Below are 15,567 nucleotides of genomic sequence, written 5' to 3'. Positions count from 1 at the left end.
CAAAGCCGAATTTAATGATGTTTCTTGTGATTTATGATACTTCTATGATACTTCTTGTAAAATAAACGAAAAAGTATCATTCTTGTATTGTGCAGTGTATCAGATGTTTATAAGGATATCGTACTAAATAATGATACTATGATACATTTTTCCGTAAAAAACATTTATGCGCAAGCAATTATTTTCAATTCATCTTTTCATGTTAAACAGAATTGTTCCACCCCCTCATCTATCCCTTGAAATCCCCTGTGTTTATCGGCGGTTCAGAGGATGAATGGCTCAAATCCACCCTTCATCATCCTTCAATTATGCAAGGTATAAACGCGGAGCCGCTTACCAAATCGGGTAAGCGGAACTCTGTATGGCTCTCATGTTAGAGCGAATCATTTTGTTTTTGATGAGATTAGGAGAAACTGTTTTTGCGTAATTTGCAGATAACTTGAAGGTTTCTTGCTGTTTTTTTTGTGTTTTCAAGAAAATAGCTTATTTTTGCATCACAATTCAGTTATACGTTTTAAAAGGAGATGGATATGAAACGGATAGAAGAACGATATATTAGCTTGCTTACCGATTTCGGTTTTAAGCGTATTTTTGGAACAAAGCCTAACAAGGATTTGCTCATCAATTTCTTGAATTCCCTGTTTGATGGTTTTCAGGTCATCAAGGATGTGAAGTACTTGAATAGTGAGCACGTTGGTGATGTCTTTGCCGAGCGTAAGGCCATCTTTGATGTATATTGCGAAAATGAACGTGGTGAAAAGTTCATCGTTGAGATGCAGAATGCTTATCAGAAGTACTTCAAGGATCGTTCTTTGTTCTATTCTACTTTTCCTATCCGTGAACAGGCTCCAAAGGGGGCAGAATGGAACTTCCAACTTGAACATGTATATACTGTTGCTCTGCTGAACTTCGACTTGGAAGAAGAGGCATTTGACAAGAATGATATCAATCATGATGTGGGCTTGCTTGACAAGAAGACTCTTAAGGTTTTTAATGACAAACTTTCTTTCAAGTATGTTGAGATAGCGAAGTTCAATAAGACAGAGGAGGAACTTGACACGCTTTATGATAAGTGGTTGTATGTGTTGAAAAACCTTTCCCGATTGGATGAGCGTCCTTCAGCCTTGAAAGAGAAAGTGTTTACTAAACTCTTTGAGGAGGCCGAGATTGCGAAGTTCACTCCAACAGAGTTGAAAGAATATGAGGATAGTTTGAAGGCTTATCGTGATATCAAGAACTCTATAGATACGGCTTTGGAAAAGGGGCGTGAGGAAGGTATGGCTAAAGGTATGGAAAAAGAAAAGATATCTACAGCCCGCCGCCTTCTGTCAATGGGCTTTTCTGAAGAGCAAGTATCAACAGCCACAGAACTTCCGCTGGAGGAAATCCAGAAATTGAGAAAATAAGTCTGAATCTGGTTGAACTTTTGGAAAACAATATAAAAATGAGGAATTCAAGTTTCTCAAGTAAGCCCCACACGCCCTGAACCAACGGTCACCGGCGCGTAGCGGAATTGAAAATCGCTGGCCGAAGGGTAAAGCAAAGGTAAATATTGATAATCAAGCCTTGAAATTCAAATTGAATCCCAAGGCTTTTTGTTTCTTATTCTCTGGCAGGGCTGTTGATGGGCATCAAACAGTCCTGTCTGTATTATTATTTGATAACCACCTTCTTGTTGTTGATGATGTAGATGCCATTGCTCAGGTGCAGCTCGCTCATTGAAGAGGCGGTTGCAATCTGGTTGCCTTGCAGGCTGTAAACCTTCACACCCTTGTTGCCGAATGATGTTGTGATGCTCTCAATACCAGCTAACTCACCATCGGTGTAGCCTAAAGAGAGAGTCTTTGCTTCGTAACCTTCAGGCAACTCCAAGTAGGCACCGAAAGCATTGGTAGTAGCTTCGGCATCGCCTTTCTTGAAGGTACAGTCGGAAGCAAGGTTATATTTACCTTCTACGTTGCCTGGAATGTAGGTTCCTACGAATGTTGTGCCAAGGCCATTGTTTGTGTTGACCACACCCTTGTCGGTGAAGGTGAACTCGGTGACAGCTTCGTTGTAGTTAGCGACGAATGGAACGTTGGCATCAACATGATCTGCTTTCTCGAAAGTAACGACAGAGTTATTGTCTTCTTTGTCTACGATTTCCTTATAGGTTGCGATGCTTGCAGCGTTCATGTCATCCTTGCTTACCCAGAAAGGCAGGCACATAGTGTTGTAGCCAGCGTTTACAGATCGTTTCAGGGTTACATTTGCTGCCTGAAAATCTTCATTGACCATGAAAGCCTTGGTGTCGTCGAGTACGAGTTTGGCGCATGTTCTGTCTTTCACCACGTTGTCAGCCTCGTAAGCTTCATCTGCATATACGAGAATATTGCTGTTGTCGCCTCGCATAGCATTAATATCAGCATCCTTTACGATGCAGCCTCGCATGTCAATATTGGCAGGCTTGCAGGAAAGTTTTGTTGCCAATGTGGCAAAGTCGTTGTATTCAACCCTTTGCCATTCGCCTTCAGTATTCTGACATTCTCCTTTCATCCAGGCACCCTCCAGCTTGATAACTCCCTCAAGCGAGTTGGGTTCTATCTTTGAGAGCAGCTGACCATTCACCGTAGTAGCTGGCTCTATCTGGATATTGTCGATATATACTTCTTGTTCTCCCACTACATCACCAGTCTGGGCAGTGATGGTCATGATGCCTGGATTGTCGAAGCTGCCGTTGTTGGTATAATCGAATATTACTTTCTGCCATTTTCCTGCCTCACTGTAATAAGATGCTACTTTCTTCCAGTAACCCTCTGAGCCATCAGTAGGGTCGGAGAGTTCTATCTGTATGTTTTCAGCCTGCGACTTCTTGATCATCAGAGAAACGCGGGTGCTGCCCTGTAAAGAGGGAGTCATCCACTCGCGGAAAGGCAGTTTCACAATCTTACGGTCGTTGGTCATCACAAACTTCAGACATTTCTCAGAAGTGTTGATGCCGTCCGTCTCTGGGTTAGCTACCACTTCGGGATCACCATCGGCCCAGAAGCCAATAGCCTCTTTACCCAATTCCTTGTCCTCACCATTCCAAAGAGTGGTTTGTGCGAATGTTGCTGCTGATGCCATGATGGCAACACATAGAGTAAATACTTTTTTCATTTTTGAATCTTTTAGTTTAACAATGTTCAGGTTTATTATTAAGAGAAGAGGAATATTGTTTTTTTGCTTTCCTCTAACTCTCAGCTTTTAGTTTTTTTTTATGATAATGCAAATGTACGATATTAAAGAAAAATTCAACACCAAAAATCGTTCTCTCTTTGAAAGATATGTTTCTTGCAATCATTTCATCCTATTTTGAAATGATATTTACTTAACTTTCTTGCAGTGTAAGTTGAGGGCGTTATGCGTCCTGTTACACTTATGACGCACCCTCACCTTCTGTCGTTATTGTTAAGTCTCAATAAAGCGCTTAAATCGTATCTGCCCATGGCTTTGGGCATCTTTGCCCATAACAATGGGCAAAGATGTTCATCGTTATGGGTAAACTTGCCCATCGTAGTGGGCAAGTTGTATAGTTGTACGTCAGTTTAGGCACTGATACTTATCCGAACTGTATAATATTTGAAGAAACGAAAAAAGAGGAGATATGTGTCTCCTCTTTTTTTGAATCCATCATACTGTTTTATATCTGCCAGTATAAATTCGATTTCTTATCTTCTTCGTCATCGTCTGCCCACAAATCAACGTCGTGGGGTTTGGAATGGAACTCTCCTTCGTATTCTCCTTCCACAATTTCTACCTTGATAGGTTCCGATCCTGCCAGCATCGTAGCTGTGGCACAATGACATATTGTGATAGCGGGGCTTATGTATGTTTGCTTTTTCATTTGATGATTACTTTTTTGTTGTTGATAATGTAGATGCCATTGTTCAGGTGCAGTTCGCTCATAGAAGAGGCGGTTGCAATCAGGTTGCCTTGCAAACTGTAAACCTTCACACCCTTGTTGCCGAATGATATTGTTGCGTCTTCAATACCTGTAGATTCACCATCAATGAAATCTAAAGAGAGAGTTTTAGCTCCGTTGCCTTCTGGCAACTCTAAGAAGGCACGAAAAGCTTTGGTTGTTGCACTAACGCCACCTTTTTGGAAAGTGTTGTTGGCTGTAAGACCATATTTACCTTTTGCGCTGCCTGGGGTATAGGTTCCTACGAAAGTTTTGCCAAGGCCTTCGGTTTTGGCAACTCCTTTGTTGGCGAAGGTGAACTTGGTGACAGCCTCGTTGTAGTTGGCGATGAATGGAACATTGGCTTCAACATGATCAACTTTCACAAATGTAACGACAGACTTATTCTCTGCTTTTTCCTTAAAGGTAGCGATGCTTTCAGCCTTCATGTCCTTCTTGTTTACCCAGAAAGGCAGACACATGGTGTTGTTGCCAGCATTTACAGTGCGATTTAGAGTGACATTTGTTGCCAGGAAGCCTTCGTTGGCCATGAATGACATGGATTCGTCGAGTACGAGATTGGCGCAAGTTCCGCCTTTCACCACATTTTCTGCATCATCGTTAGCTTCATCAGCATACACGAGAATATTTTTGTGGTCGCCTCGCATAGCGTTAATATCTTCAGCCTTAACGACGAAACCTCGTATGTCTATATTGGCTGGATTGTCGGAAATTTTGGATGCCAAAGTGGTAAAGTCATTGTATTCAACCCTTTTCCACTCGTCGTCAGCGTTTTGGCATACTCCCTTCAGCCAAGTACCCGATGGTTTGATAACTCCCTTAAGATTCTTGTCTGTTATTGTAGATAGTACAGTGCTGTTTACTTTCGGTGCTTCCTCTATCTGGATATCATCAAGGTAAATGGTCTGCTCTCCATCAACTGCGTCTGTGGTAGGGAAAATAGTGATTTCTGTTGGATTGCCTTCTACCCCATTGGTCGAAAAGTCGAAATAGAGTTTTTGCCATGTTCCATTTCCACCGTACCAAGCTGCCACTTTCTTTATGACGTCATTACATTTTATTTCAATCCTTACATTGCTGTTCTTGTCCTTCTTTATCATTAAGGATATACGCTTGCTTTCGAAAGAAGAAGTGCTGAGACCTATTGCGGCAGAACCATTATTCCACTCGTTGCCGGTAATCTTAAACTCAAGGCACTTGTCAGATGGGTTAACGTCGTTCTTTTGAGGGTTTACTACTACACTTCGATTACAACGTTCCCAGAAACCGCCATCGGTACCTTCGTTGCAATTCTCACCATCCCAAAGCGTGGTTTGTGCGAATGTTGCTACCGATGCCATGATGGCAACACATAGGGTAAATACTTTTTTCATTTTTGAATCTTTTAGTTTTATAGGTTTATTATATAAGAAGAGAAATGTCGGTTTTAGCATTTCTCGAACTCTTAGTTTTTTAGTTCTTTTGTAACTATAATGCAAATGTACGATATTGTAGAAAAGTGTACGACCAAAAATCGTTCTCTCTTTGAAAGATATGTTTCATGCAATCATTTCGTTCTATTTTGAAATGAAATTTACTGAACTTAATCTTTGTATGTACGGAAGTTATAGAAGATAAAGGAGTTAAGATGTATAGAAGTGTATCGCGCGTACCTTATTATATATGCTCTTTTACTTTTTCAGCTTCCGTATATGAGGAAACTAAAGTATATTTATACGGTATATTTATTCCATAATTGCCAAAAATCGGGCATCCAACTGGGAAATAGAATCCACCTAACTGGGAAATAAAAATTTCCTAACTGGGAAAAAATATTTCCATAGTTAACTCTTGTCCAGTAACGAATATATATGCATAAGGGTGAAAACTACATTTCTCGCTCTTTCCGACATGGCAGAAGGTAAAAAGTCATCTGGTCTTGTAGCGGCAATAGATAAGTCCTTTTTGTCTTCAAAGATGACTGCGTGCAGGAATCATTTTCTTCAAAAAACAGTTCCAAAGATGAGAAAAATGTTTCTTGTAACATATTTAGCATGTAATGAACGAATATTGCGTGGAAGAATCAGATATGTTTGATAATTTTGCAATCGAAAATACCAATAATGCATTTAAAAACAAAACCCAATAACAAAGTAATGAGAACAATCAGAAAAACTGTGTTGAGCATGATGCTCCTGTTGGCTGGTATGACAGCCTCAGCCCAGGAAACTCAATTCCTGAGTAACAACCATTGCCTCTATCGTATTCACCAGAGTGAGAAATATCTCCTGATACCTGTTCAGGAGAGTGCCGAACTGAGTCATGTCAAGGTGATAGCCAACAACCAGCAGTTGAAGACTTTTAATGTCCGCCTTGCCAATACGCACGTAGATTATTACGTGCCTCTCGACTTGGAGGCTTACAAGAGCCAGAAGGGACTGATGCTCGATATTCATGTCGACGGACAGGCTCGTAACGATGGCGGTATTGCCAACTTCGGATGCTGGAAGGGAATGAAGTTCTCCGACAGCTTCGACATGAAGAACCGTGAGCAGTATCGTCCTCTCTATCATCATACTCCTGCCTATGGCTGGATGAACGACCCTAATGGTATGTTCTATAAGGATGGCGTATGGCATCTTTATTTCCAGCACAATCCTTATGGGTCGCAGTGGGAAAATATGACATGGGGACATTCTACCTCTACCGATTTGGTAAATTGGAAGTTTGAGGGTGAAGCTATCGAGCCAGATGTGATAGGAACGATATTCAGCGGCTCTGCTGTTGTCGACAAGAAGAATACCGCTGGCTTCGGCGAGGGTGCTGTCGTAGCTCTCTATACCTCGGCTGGTGAGAACCAGACCCAGAGCATGGCCTACAGTACTGACAACGGAAAGACCTTCACCAAGTATGAGGGCAACCCTATCATCACAAGCAACGTGCCCGACTTCCGCGATCCTCACATGTTCTGGAACGAGGATATCAAGAAGTGGAACATGATTCTTGCTGCCGGTCAGCAGATGAACATCTATTCTTCTGACAACCTGAAAGACTGGACTTACGAGAGCTCTTTCGGTGCAGAGTACGGCAATCATGGCGGTGTGTGGGAATGCCCAGACCTGATGAAATTGAAGGTTCGCGGCACCGACAAGGAGAAGTGGATGCTTCTCTGCAACATCAATCCTGGCGGTCCTTTCGGCGGTTCTGCCACACAATACTTCATTGGTGAGTTCGACGGACACAAGTTTACTTGCGAGAGCAAGCCCGAGGTCACCAAGTGGATGGACTATGGTAAGGATCATTATGCCACCGTCACTTTCGACAATGCTCCCGACGGACGCCGTGTGGCAATAGCATGGATGAGCAACTGGCAGTATGCCAATCAGGTTCCTACCCTGCAGTACCGTTCTGCCAACTCTATAGCCCGTGACTTAGGACTCTTCGAGTACAAGGGCGAGACCTATTGCAGTGTGACTCCTTCTCCCGAGATGACAGCTGCACGCAGCAAGAAGACATCAAAGGCTCTCTCAGAGGCTTGCGAGGCTGTGGTCAATGTGAAGGGCAATGCCACTATCACCCTGAGCAACGACAAGGGCGAGAAGGTGGTGATGACCTATAATGCCAAGGCTGAGACCTTCGAGATGGACCGTACAAAGAGCGGCAAGACCGACTTCAGCAACGAGTTTGCTGCTGTCACTAAGGCTCCTACCTATGGAAAGATCAGCCAGTTCAGAATCTTCATCGACAAGAGCAGTATCGAGGTCTTGGATGCTGAGGGCAAGATGGCGATGACCAACCTCGTGTTCCCAAGCAAACCCTATAATAAGATTGTTGTGAAAGGAAAGAGAAAGGGTAAGTATCAAGTTTACAAACTTGGAAAATAACAGCTAATATTCACTTCAAAAAAATAACAAACAAGATATGAATAAGTCTATGAAATTGACCCTTATCCCTGTGATGCTTTGTTTCTTCGCAATGGGATTTGTGGATTTGGTGGGTATAGCCTCCAACTATGTGAAAGAAGACCTCAACCTGAATGATGCTACAGCCAACCTGTTCCCATCATTGGTTTTCTTCTGGTTCCTGATTTTCTCTGTGCCCACGGGCATGTTGATGAATAAGATAGGTCGTAAGAAGACCGTGCTGCTCTCACTCTTGGTGACAGTCATCTCTCTTCTTCTGCCTTTGTTTGGCGAAACCTTCGGCATCATGCTTGTATCGTTCTCCCTCTTGGGTATCGGTAATGCGCTGATGCAGACATCGCTCAATCCGCTGGTTTCTGCCGTCACATCCGGTAAGAATTTGGCTTCAACATTGACATTCGGTCAGTTTGTGAAGGCTATTGCTTCCTTTATGGCTCCATATATTGCCATGTGGGGTGCAGTGGCAAGCATTCCTGAGTTTGGATTGGGCTGGCGTGTGCTCTTCCCCATCTATATGATTATCGGTGTGTGCGCAACGCTGTTCCTGGCAGGAACTCCTATTGAGGAGGAGAAGACCGAGGGCAAGGCCTCTGGCTTTGTTGACTGTTTGGCTCTCTTGGGCAAGCCTATCGTGCTGCTTTCCTTCATCGGCATCATGTGTCATGTAGGTATCGACGTGGGCACCAACACCACCGCTCCAAAGATTCTGATGGAGCGTCTGGGCTGGACACTCAACGAGGCTGCCTTTGCTACATCGCTCTACTTCATCTTCCGTACCATCGGATGTTTCACAGGCACCGTCTTCCTTCGTATGATGAAGCCCCGTGTGTTCTTCACCATCAGCATCGTGATGATGGCGCTGAGTATGGCAGGTCTCTTCTTCGGCGAGAGCAAGATGATGCTTTATATCGCTATTGCCCTGGTGGGTTACGGCAACTCCAATGTGTTCTCCATCATCTTCTCGCAGGCTCTCCTCTCTGTACCTGAGAAGAAGAACGAGGTGAGCGGTCTGATGATCATGGGCTTGTTTGGCGGTACGGTGTTCCCGCTCATTATGGGTGTTGCCAGCGATGCCATCGGACAGATTGGTGCCGTGCTGGTGATGTCAGTAGGCGTGCTCTATCTGTTCTCTTATATTAATAAGGTTAAGATGTAAACTTCTGAACTTGCAAAACTTGAATTAAAAACACAAAGATTATGAAAATAGAAGATTTGGACAAGAAATATTGTGTAGGTTTGGGCGAGATCCTTTTCGATGTGCTGCCTACAGGTTCTCAGTTGGGCGGTGCTCCTGCCAATTTTGCCTATCACGCCGGTCAGCATGGCTTGCAGTCAGTAGCAGTCAGTGCTGTAGGCAGCGACTTGTTGGGCGATGAGGCTCTCCGCCTGTTGGACGAGAAGCACCTCAAGTACGTGATGCCACGTGTGGACTTCCCTACTGGAACCGTACAGGTGGAGCTTGATGCAGAGGGTGTGCCTACTTATGACATCAAGGAAGGTGTGGCATGGGACAACATCCCCTTCACCGACGACATCAAGGAGGTGGCTGCCAATGCTGGAGCTGTATGCTGGGGCTCTTTGGCTCAGCGCAACGAGGTAAGCCGTAAGTCTATCTATCAGTTCCTCGACCATACTCCCGAGGACTGCCTGAAGGTTTTCGACATCAACCTGCGTCAGAACTTCTATACCAAAGAAGTGATTTGTGAGAGTTTGAAGCGTTGCGATGTGTTGAAGATCAACGATGAGGAATTGATTACCATCGGCCGTCTCTTCGGTTATCCCGGTCTTGACATCGAGAACAAGTGCTGGCTCATCCTCGGTAAGTACAATCTCGACATGCTCGTGCTCACCTGTGGTGTGAACGGCAGCTATGTCTTTGCTCCAGGCTTCAAGTCGTTCCAGGAAACTCCAAAGGTAGAAGTTGCCGATACTGTAGGAGCAGGCGACAGCTTTACTGGTACTTTCTGTGCCAGCATTCTGAAGGGCAAGAGCATTGCCGAGGCTCACAAGCTGGCAGTAGAGGTAAGTGCATATGTGTGCACCCAGCATGGTGCTATGCCTGTGCTTCCTGAGAAATATACGAAGTAAGTTTCGTTTTTAGTATTTGGTAGTTGATATTTTGATAAAGGACTTCGCTTTACCTGGGCATGATTTCCAAGGGCGGCGAAGTCCTTTTTGTGTGTCTTTGCTATTAAAAGATATTAATTTTTATTTGTCTTATTTGTGGGTTTTCATTTTTGTTTATATTTTTGCATATTGCTACTGCGTAAACAAAAACGATACAAAAATGAAAACCGGAAAGAAGCACATTATATTATATGTAGTCCTTTTGTTGCTCGTCTTGGTGGTGGCTCCCAGTGATGTCAAGACTGTTGCGCCAGCGATAGAGCGTGCCTACCGTGCCGGTATTCCCGTCATTCTTTACGACCGCATGTTCTTGGAGCGGTTTAAGAAGGCAGCCAAGTTGCATATCGGTGACGCCAACCTTCGTATGGACGACTTGGGCTCAGAACTGAGTCTTAGCAAGGTGCAGATGTACCGCAAGGTGAAGGCGCTTACCGGCAAGACTCCTGCCGAGGTGCTCAGAGAGATGCGTATGCAAAAAGCCTATTCGCTCCTGAAGCAAACCGACAAGACCATCAGTGAGGTGGCTGCCGAGGTGGGCTTTGCCATTCCTGGTTACTTCTCAGCTTGTTTCAAGAAGCAGTTCGGCATCAACCCGACAGAGTTGAGAGACTGACATAGAGAAGTTAGGGGGAAGTTAAAGAAGTTATCACTCCCTTCGGTCGTTCGGGAAGTTAAGGGACAATAGTCTTTTGGGATAAGATACATGAACAGACATATCTTTGACTTTCGTCAAAAAAAGGCATGCTATATCTTTGACTTTTGTCAAAAAACGATTGATTATATCTTTGCTTTTTAGCATTTTTAGCATCTAAAGCATTGATTATCACGTAAAAATAGTTATCTTTGCAGCGGTATAGTCATAAAAGATAAAAGTAATCAATCAAAGTTGGCAAAAATGGAAGACAAGAAATACTTTAGCAGACAGATAGATGAATCATTAATGGCGTGGAAAAACAGCGCACGCCACAAGCCTCTTTTACTCCGAGGAGCCAGACAGGTAGGCAAATCTTCTTCCGTTCGCCACTTGGCGAAACAGTTTGACTATTTTGTTGAAATCAACTTTGAACGCAAGCCTGCATACCTTGAGATATTCAAAGGCGATCGAGATGCAAAGCATATTGTAGAGATGATTAAGTCGATAACAGGTGAACCTATTGTTCCAGGAAAGACTTTGCTTTTTTTCGATGAGATTCAGATGTGCCAGGAAGCCATTTCTTCTTTGCGCTTTTTCTGGGAAGACATGCCTGGGCTGCATGTGATAGCTGCAGGTTCTCTCTTAGAGTTTGCACTCAGCGAAATCCCTACTTTCGGTGTAGGTAGAATCCATTCCATGTTTATGTATCCCATGTCATTCGATGAATTTCTGAATGCTCTTGGCATGTTTTCATTACAGAAATATAAGCGAGAAGCTTCTCCAGAGAAACCTTTATTATCCGCTTTGCATGAACAGTTGGTTTCCTTGTTCCGTACCTATTTGATGGTAGGCGGAATGCCGGAATCTGTAAGTACATGGGTTGATACCCATAGTTACGTGGAATGTCAGGCTGTGCAAAAGGAAATCGCATATACTTACGAGGTGGATTTTGCAAAATATAAGAAACGTGCCAATACCACTCTGTTGCGTCAGACCTTACATAGTGCCGCACACCAGATAGGAGGCAAGTTTGTATATAGTCAGGTGTCTCGTGATTTCAGGTCGTACCAAATAAAGGAAGCTCTGAGTTTGCTCACGCTTGCCGGATTGCTCGTCCCAGTATGCAATACGGCTGCCAACGGATTTCCTTTAGGTGCAGAGGCTGATGAAAATTGCGTAAAATACCTATTCTTAGACAGTGGATTGTTGCTTGCCATCTTGGGTATGGATTTCGGCAATATCACCTCCATATCAGAAGATATATTGATAGGCAATGCAGCTGACCTTGTCAACAAAGGGCACATCACGGAGATGGTGGCAGGATTGGAAATCATCAAGAACCAACAACCTGATAATGTTCCTTCTCTTTATTTCTGGATGCGTGAGGCCAGAGGGGCCTTGGCAGAAGTCGATTACATTCTGGCAAAGGATATGAAAATCTTACCCATCGAGGTCAAAGCTGAAGTAAAAGGAGGCATGAAGAGTCTTTATTCTTTTGTCGAAGCGAAAGGCATCACGCATGCTGTTCGTACTTCGCTCGAAAATTTTGGACGATTCACAAAGGGGGATTGCGTCATAGATATTTATCCTTTATATGCTCTCCGGAATCTTGTTGGAACTTGAAAGAATTGTTTCCTACCATTATTCTAACTTGTGCTGATTATTCTAACTCTCTGAAAAACAAAAGTCATATAAATGAACGAAATACTATAAAAATTGTTGCATGTAACATAATTGCCATGTGATGAACGAATTTTTCTCTGTTGTTAATAAGAGATTTGCTATCTTTGCTGCCAGAAATTTGAATAAACAATAAATAGAATTACTATTAACAAAACCTTTATTTACATGGAGAAAATGAAAACTCTCTTGATGAGCATATGCTTGTTGCTCGTCAGTGCGGTATCATTCGCCCAGGTCGAAGAGGCAAGTGGAAATGTTACCGACAACAGTGGAGAACCAGTTATTGGTGCCACTGTCACCGTAGTGGGGGGACAAGGAAATGCAGGTACTGTTACTGATATTGATGGTAACTTTACGGTGCAGGTTCAGTCCGGTTCTAAACTTTCTATCTCTTTTATGGGGTATAAGACTCAGGTGGTGAAGGCTGCCAAGGGTCTGCGCATCGTTCTCGAAGAAGATGCCAAGTTGCTCAACGAGGTAGTTGTTACTGGTTATACCACTCAGCGCAAGGCCGACCTGACAGGTGCCATCTCGGTAGTCAGCGTTGACGAGATAGCCAAGCAGAACGAGAACAACCCTATCAAGGCTCTTCAGGGCCGCGTTCCTGGTATGAATATTACAGCTGACGGTTCTCCTTCAGGAACTGCCACCGTACGTATTCGTGGTATCGGTACGCTGAACAACAATGATCCTCTTTATATTGTTGATGGTGTGCCAACCAAGTCTGGTATGCACGAACTCAATGGTAATGACATCGAGAGCATTCAGGTGCTCAAGGATGCTGCTTCGGCTTCTATCTATGGTAGCCGTGCTGCCAATGGTGTCATCATCATCACTACCAAGAAGGGTAAGGAGGGCAAGGTGAAGGTAGACTTCGACGGCTCTATCTCGGTTTCTACTTATGCTCATAAGATGGATGTCCTCAATGCAAAGGAGTTTGGTCAGGTGATGTGGCGTGCCTATATGAACGATGGTATGGATCCTAATACCAATGGTCTGGGCTACAGCTACGACTGGAGCTATAACGAGCAGGGCAACCCTGTGCTCAACGGCATCAGTATGAAGAAGTATCTCGACGATGCGGGTACAACACCTGCTGCTGATACTGATTGGTTTGATGAGACAACTCGCACAGGTGTAGTACAGCAGTATAACGTATCTGTTAGTAAGGGTTCAGACAAGGGTAGCAGCTTCTTCTCTTTGGGTTACTACAAGAACTTGGGAATTATCAAACATTCTGATTTCAACCGCTTCTCAGCTCGTATGAATACAGAGTACAAACTCTTGAAGAATAATTGTCTTACTGTAGGCGAGCACTTCACTGTCAACCGTACTTCTGAGGTTGCAGCTCCTGGTGGCTTCTTGCAGAATGTGTTGCAGTTCAATCCATCTCTGCCTATCTATACTGAGGATGGCAACTATGCAGGTCCTGTAGGAGGTTATCCAGACCGTAATAACCCTGTAGCAGTGTTGGAACGCAACAAGGACAACCGTTATACCTACTGGCGTATGTTTGGTGATGCTTATGTAAACCTCAACCTCTTCAAGGGCTTTAACATCCGTTCCACCTTTGGTCTCGATTACTCACAGAAGCAGCAGCGATTCTTTACTTATCCTATTACCGAAGGTAATGTGGCTAACGACAAGAATGCAGTAGAGGCCAAGCAGGAACACTGGACCAAGTGGATGTGGAATGCTGTGGCTACATATAATAAGGAGATAGGTCAGCATCGCTTCGACCTCATGGCAGGTATGGAGCTTAATCGTCAGGACGACATCTACTTCTCTGGTTACAAGGAAGGTTTCGCAGTACTCAACCCCGATTATATGTGGCCTGATGCAGGTACTACCGGAGCACAGGCTTACGGTGGAGGATCTGGCTATTCGCTCGTGTCTTTCTTCGGTAAGGCCAACTACAACTATGCCGACAAATATATGGCTTCGTTCACCATCCGTCGTGACGGTAGCTCTCGTTTCGGTAAGAACAATCGTTATGCCACCTTCCCATCTGTATCTGCAGGCTGGCGTATCAATCAGGAGAACTTCCTGAAGAAGGCTTCTTGGATTGACGATTTGAAGATACGTGCTTCTTGGGGACAGACTGGTAACCAGGAAATCGACAACTTGGCTCGCTATACCATCTTTGTTAGCAACTATGGAGTGAGCGAGAATGGTGGTCAGAGCTATGGTACCTCTTACGATATCGCAGGAACCAATGGCGGAAGCACATTGCCTTCAGGTTTTAAGCGCAACCAGATTGGTAACGACGACATCAAGTGGGAGACAACCACACAGACCGACTTGGGTCTCGACTTCGCCTTCTTTGGCAATACTCTCTATGGTAACTTCGACTGGTACTTCAAGAAGACCAAGGACATCTTGGTTTATATGCCAGGTATCGCCGTTATGGGTGAGGGAAGCTCACAATGGATTAATGCAGGCGAGATGGAGAACCGCGGTTTCGAGTTCAACATCGGTTATCGCAATAAGACCAACTTCGGTCTGAAGTATGACATCACAGCCAATATCTCTTCTTATCGCAACGAAATTACAGCACTGCCTACTACTGTAGCAGCTAATGGTACCTTTGGTGGTAATGGCGTGAAGAGTGTTGTCGGTCATCCTATGGGTGCACAGGTAGGATATGTATGCGATGGTATCTTCAAGAGCCAGGAAGAAATCGATAACCATGCCACTCAAGAAGGTGCTGGTCTTGGACGTATGCGCTGGAGAGACCTCGACCATGATGGTAAGATTACTGAGCTTGACCAGACTTGGATTTACGATCCGGTGCCCGACTTCACTTATGGTTTCAACATCTACTTGGAGTACAAGAACTTCGACTTCACAGCTTTCTTCCAGGGTGTGCAGGGTGTAGACATCATCTCTGACCTGAAGCGTGAGACCGACATCTGGGCTGGTCTTAACATCGGCTTCTTGAACAAGGGACATCGTCTGTTGAATGCATGGTGTGTGGACAATCCATCCAGCAATATTCCTGCAGTTACCCTTTCCGACAATAATAACGAGAAACGTGTATCTACTTATTGGGTAGAGAATGGCAGTTATCTGAAACTGCGCACTATCCAGTTGGGTTACAATTTGCCACAGAACATAGTCTCTAAGCTATCTATGCAACGTCTGCGTATGTATGTCAGCGCACAGAACCTGTTCACCATCAAGAGCAGTAGCTTTACTGGTGTAGATCCTGAGAATCCAAACTATGGATATCCTATACCACTTAACATTACATTTGGTCTTAACGTAACATTCTAAAA

10 protein-coding genes are annotated in these 15,567 nt (G+C 44.1%); 7 read left to right on the top strand and 3 right to left on the bottom strand.

Translation table 11 applies throughout. From position 1 onward, the window contains the following. The first annotated feature begins 524 nt into the window (after positions 1-524). Positions 525-1,406 (top strand): Rpn family recombination-promoting nuclease/putative transposase, encoded by an 882-nt coding sequence (locus tag F7D20_RS05410; RefSeq protein ID WP_158463165.1) that lies wholly within the window; start codon positions 525-527, stop codon positions 1,404-1,406. Positions 1,407-1,653: 247 nt separating this feature from the next. On the opposite strand, the gene F7D20_RS05405 is transcribed toward F7D20_RS05410, so the two are convergent. The 3 genes from F7D20_RS05405 to F7D20_RS05395 form a co-directional block, all read right to left on the bottom strand. Next, positions 1,654-3,138, bottom strand: a complete 1,485-nt coding sequence (locus F7D20_RS05405; RefSeq protein ID WP_158463164.1) for a hypothetical protein — start codon at positions 3,136-3,138, stop codon at positions 1,654-1,656. A gap of 523 nt (positions 3,139-3,661) precedes the next feature. Next, positions 3,662-3,865, bottom strand: a complete 204-nt coding sequence (locus F7D20_RS05400; RefSeq protein WP_158463163.1) for a hypothetical protein — start codon at positions 3,863-3,865, stop codon at positions 3,662-3,664. Then, positions 3,862-5,316: a hypothetical protein gene (locus F7D20_RS05395; protein WP_158463162.1), complete on the bottom strand. Its 1,455-nt coding sequence runs from the start codon at positions 5,314-5,316 to the stop codon at positions 3,862-3,864. The genes F7D20_RS05400 and F7D20_RS05395 overlap by 4 nt, the downstream gene beginning before the upstream one ends. A gap of 762 nt (positions 5,317-6,078) precedes the next feature. Between F7D20_RS05395 and F7D20_RS05390 the strand changes: the two genes are divergently transcribed. From F7D20_RS05390 to F7D20_RS05365, 6 genes are all read left to right on the top strand, one after another. Further along, positions 6,079-7,806, top strand: a complete 1,728-nt coding sequence (locus tag F7D20_RS05390; protein ID WP_158463161.1) for a DUF4980 domain-containing protein — start codon at positions 6,079-6,081, stop codon at positions 7,804-7,806. Positions 7,807-7,843: 37 nt separating this feature from the next. After that, positions 7,844-9,001: an MFS transporter gene (locus F7D20_RS05385; protein ID WP_158463160.1), complete on the top strand. Its 1,158-nt coding sequence runs from the start codon at positions 7,844-7,846 to the stop codon at positions 8,999-9,001. 41 nt (positions 9,002-9,042) lie between these two features. Then, positions 9,043-9,933 (top strand): carbohydrate kinase family protein, encoded by an 891-nt coding sequence (locus F7D20_RS05380; protein ID WP_194253501.1) that lies wholly within the window; start codon positions 9,043-9,045, stop codon positions 9,931-9,933. A 199-nt stretch (positions 9,934-10,132) separates the two neighbouring features. Next, a complete protein-coding gene (locus F7D20_RS05375; RefSeq protein WP_158463159.1) occupies positions 10,133-10,585 on the top strand; it encodes a helix-turn-helix domain-containing protein in 453 nt (150 codons plus the stop codon). A 282-nt stretch (positions 10,586-10,867) separates the two neighbouring features. Continuing rightward, positions 10,868-12,229, top strand: coding sequence for an ATP-binding protein (locus tag F7D20_RS05370; RefSeq protein ID WP_158463158.1), 1,362 nt, complete (start codon positions 10,868-10,870; stop codon positions 12,227-12,229). Positions 12,230-12,454: 225 nt separating this feature from the next. After that, entirely contained in the window at positions 12,455-15,565 is a 3,111-nt protein-coding gene (locus F7D20_RS05365) for a SusC/RagA family TonB-linked outer membrane protein (protein ID WP_158463157.1), read from the top strand. The last annotated feature ends 2 nt before the right edge of the window (positions 15,566-15,567 follow it).

Source organism: Segatella copri (genome assembly GCF_009495355.1).
Classification (GTDB): Bacteria; Bacteroidota; Bacteroidia; order Bacteroidales; family Bacteroidaceae; genus Prevotella.
Note: the sequence above shows the minus strand (reverse complement) of the source record. Positions and strands in the feature narration are given on the sequence as shown.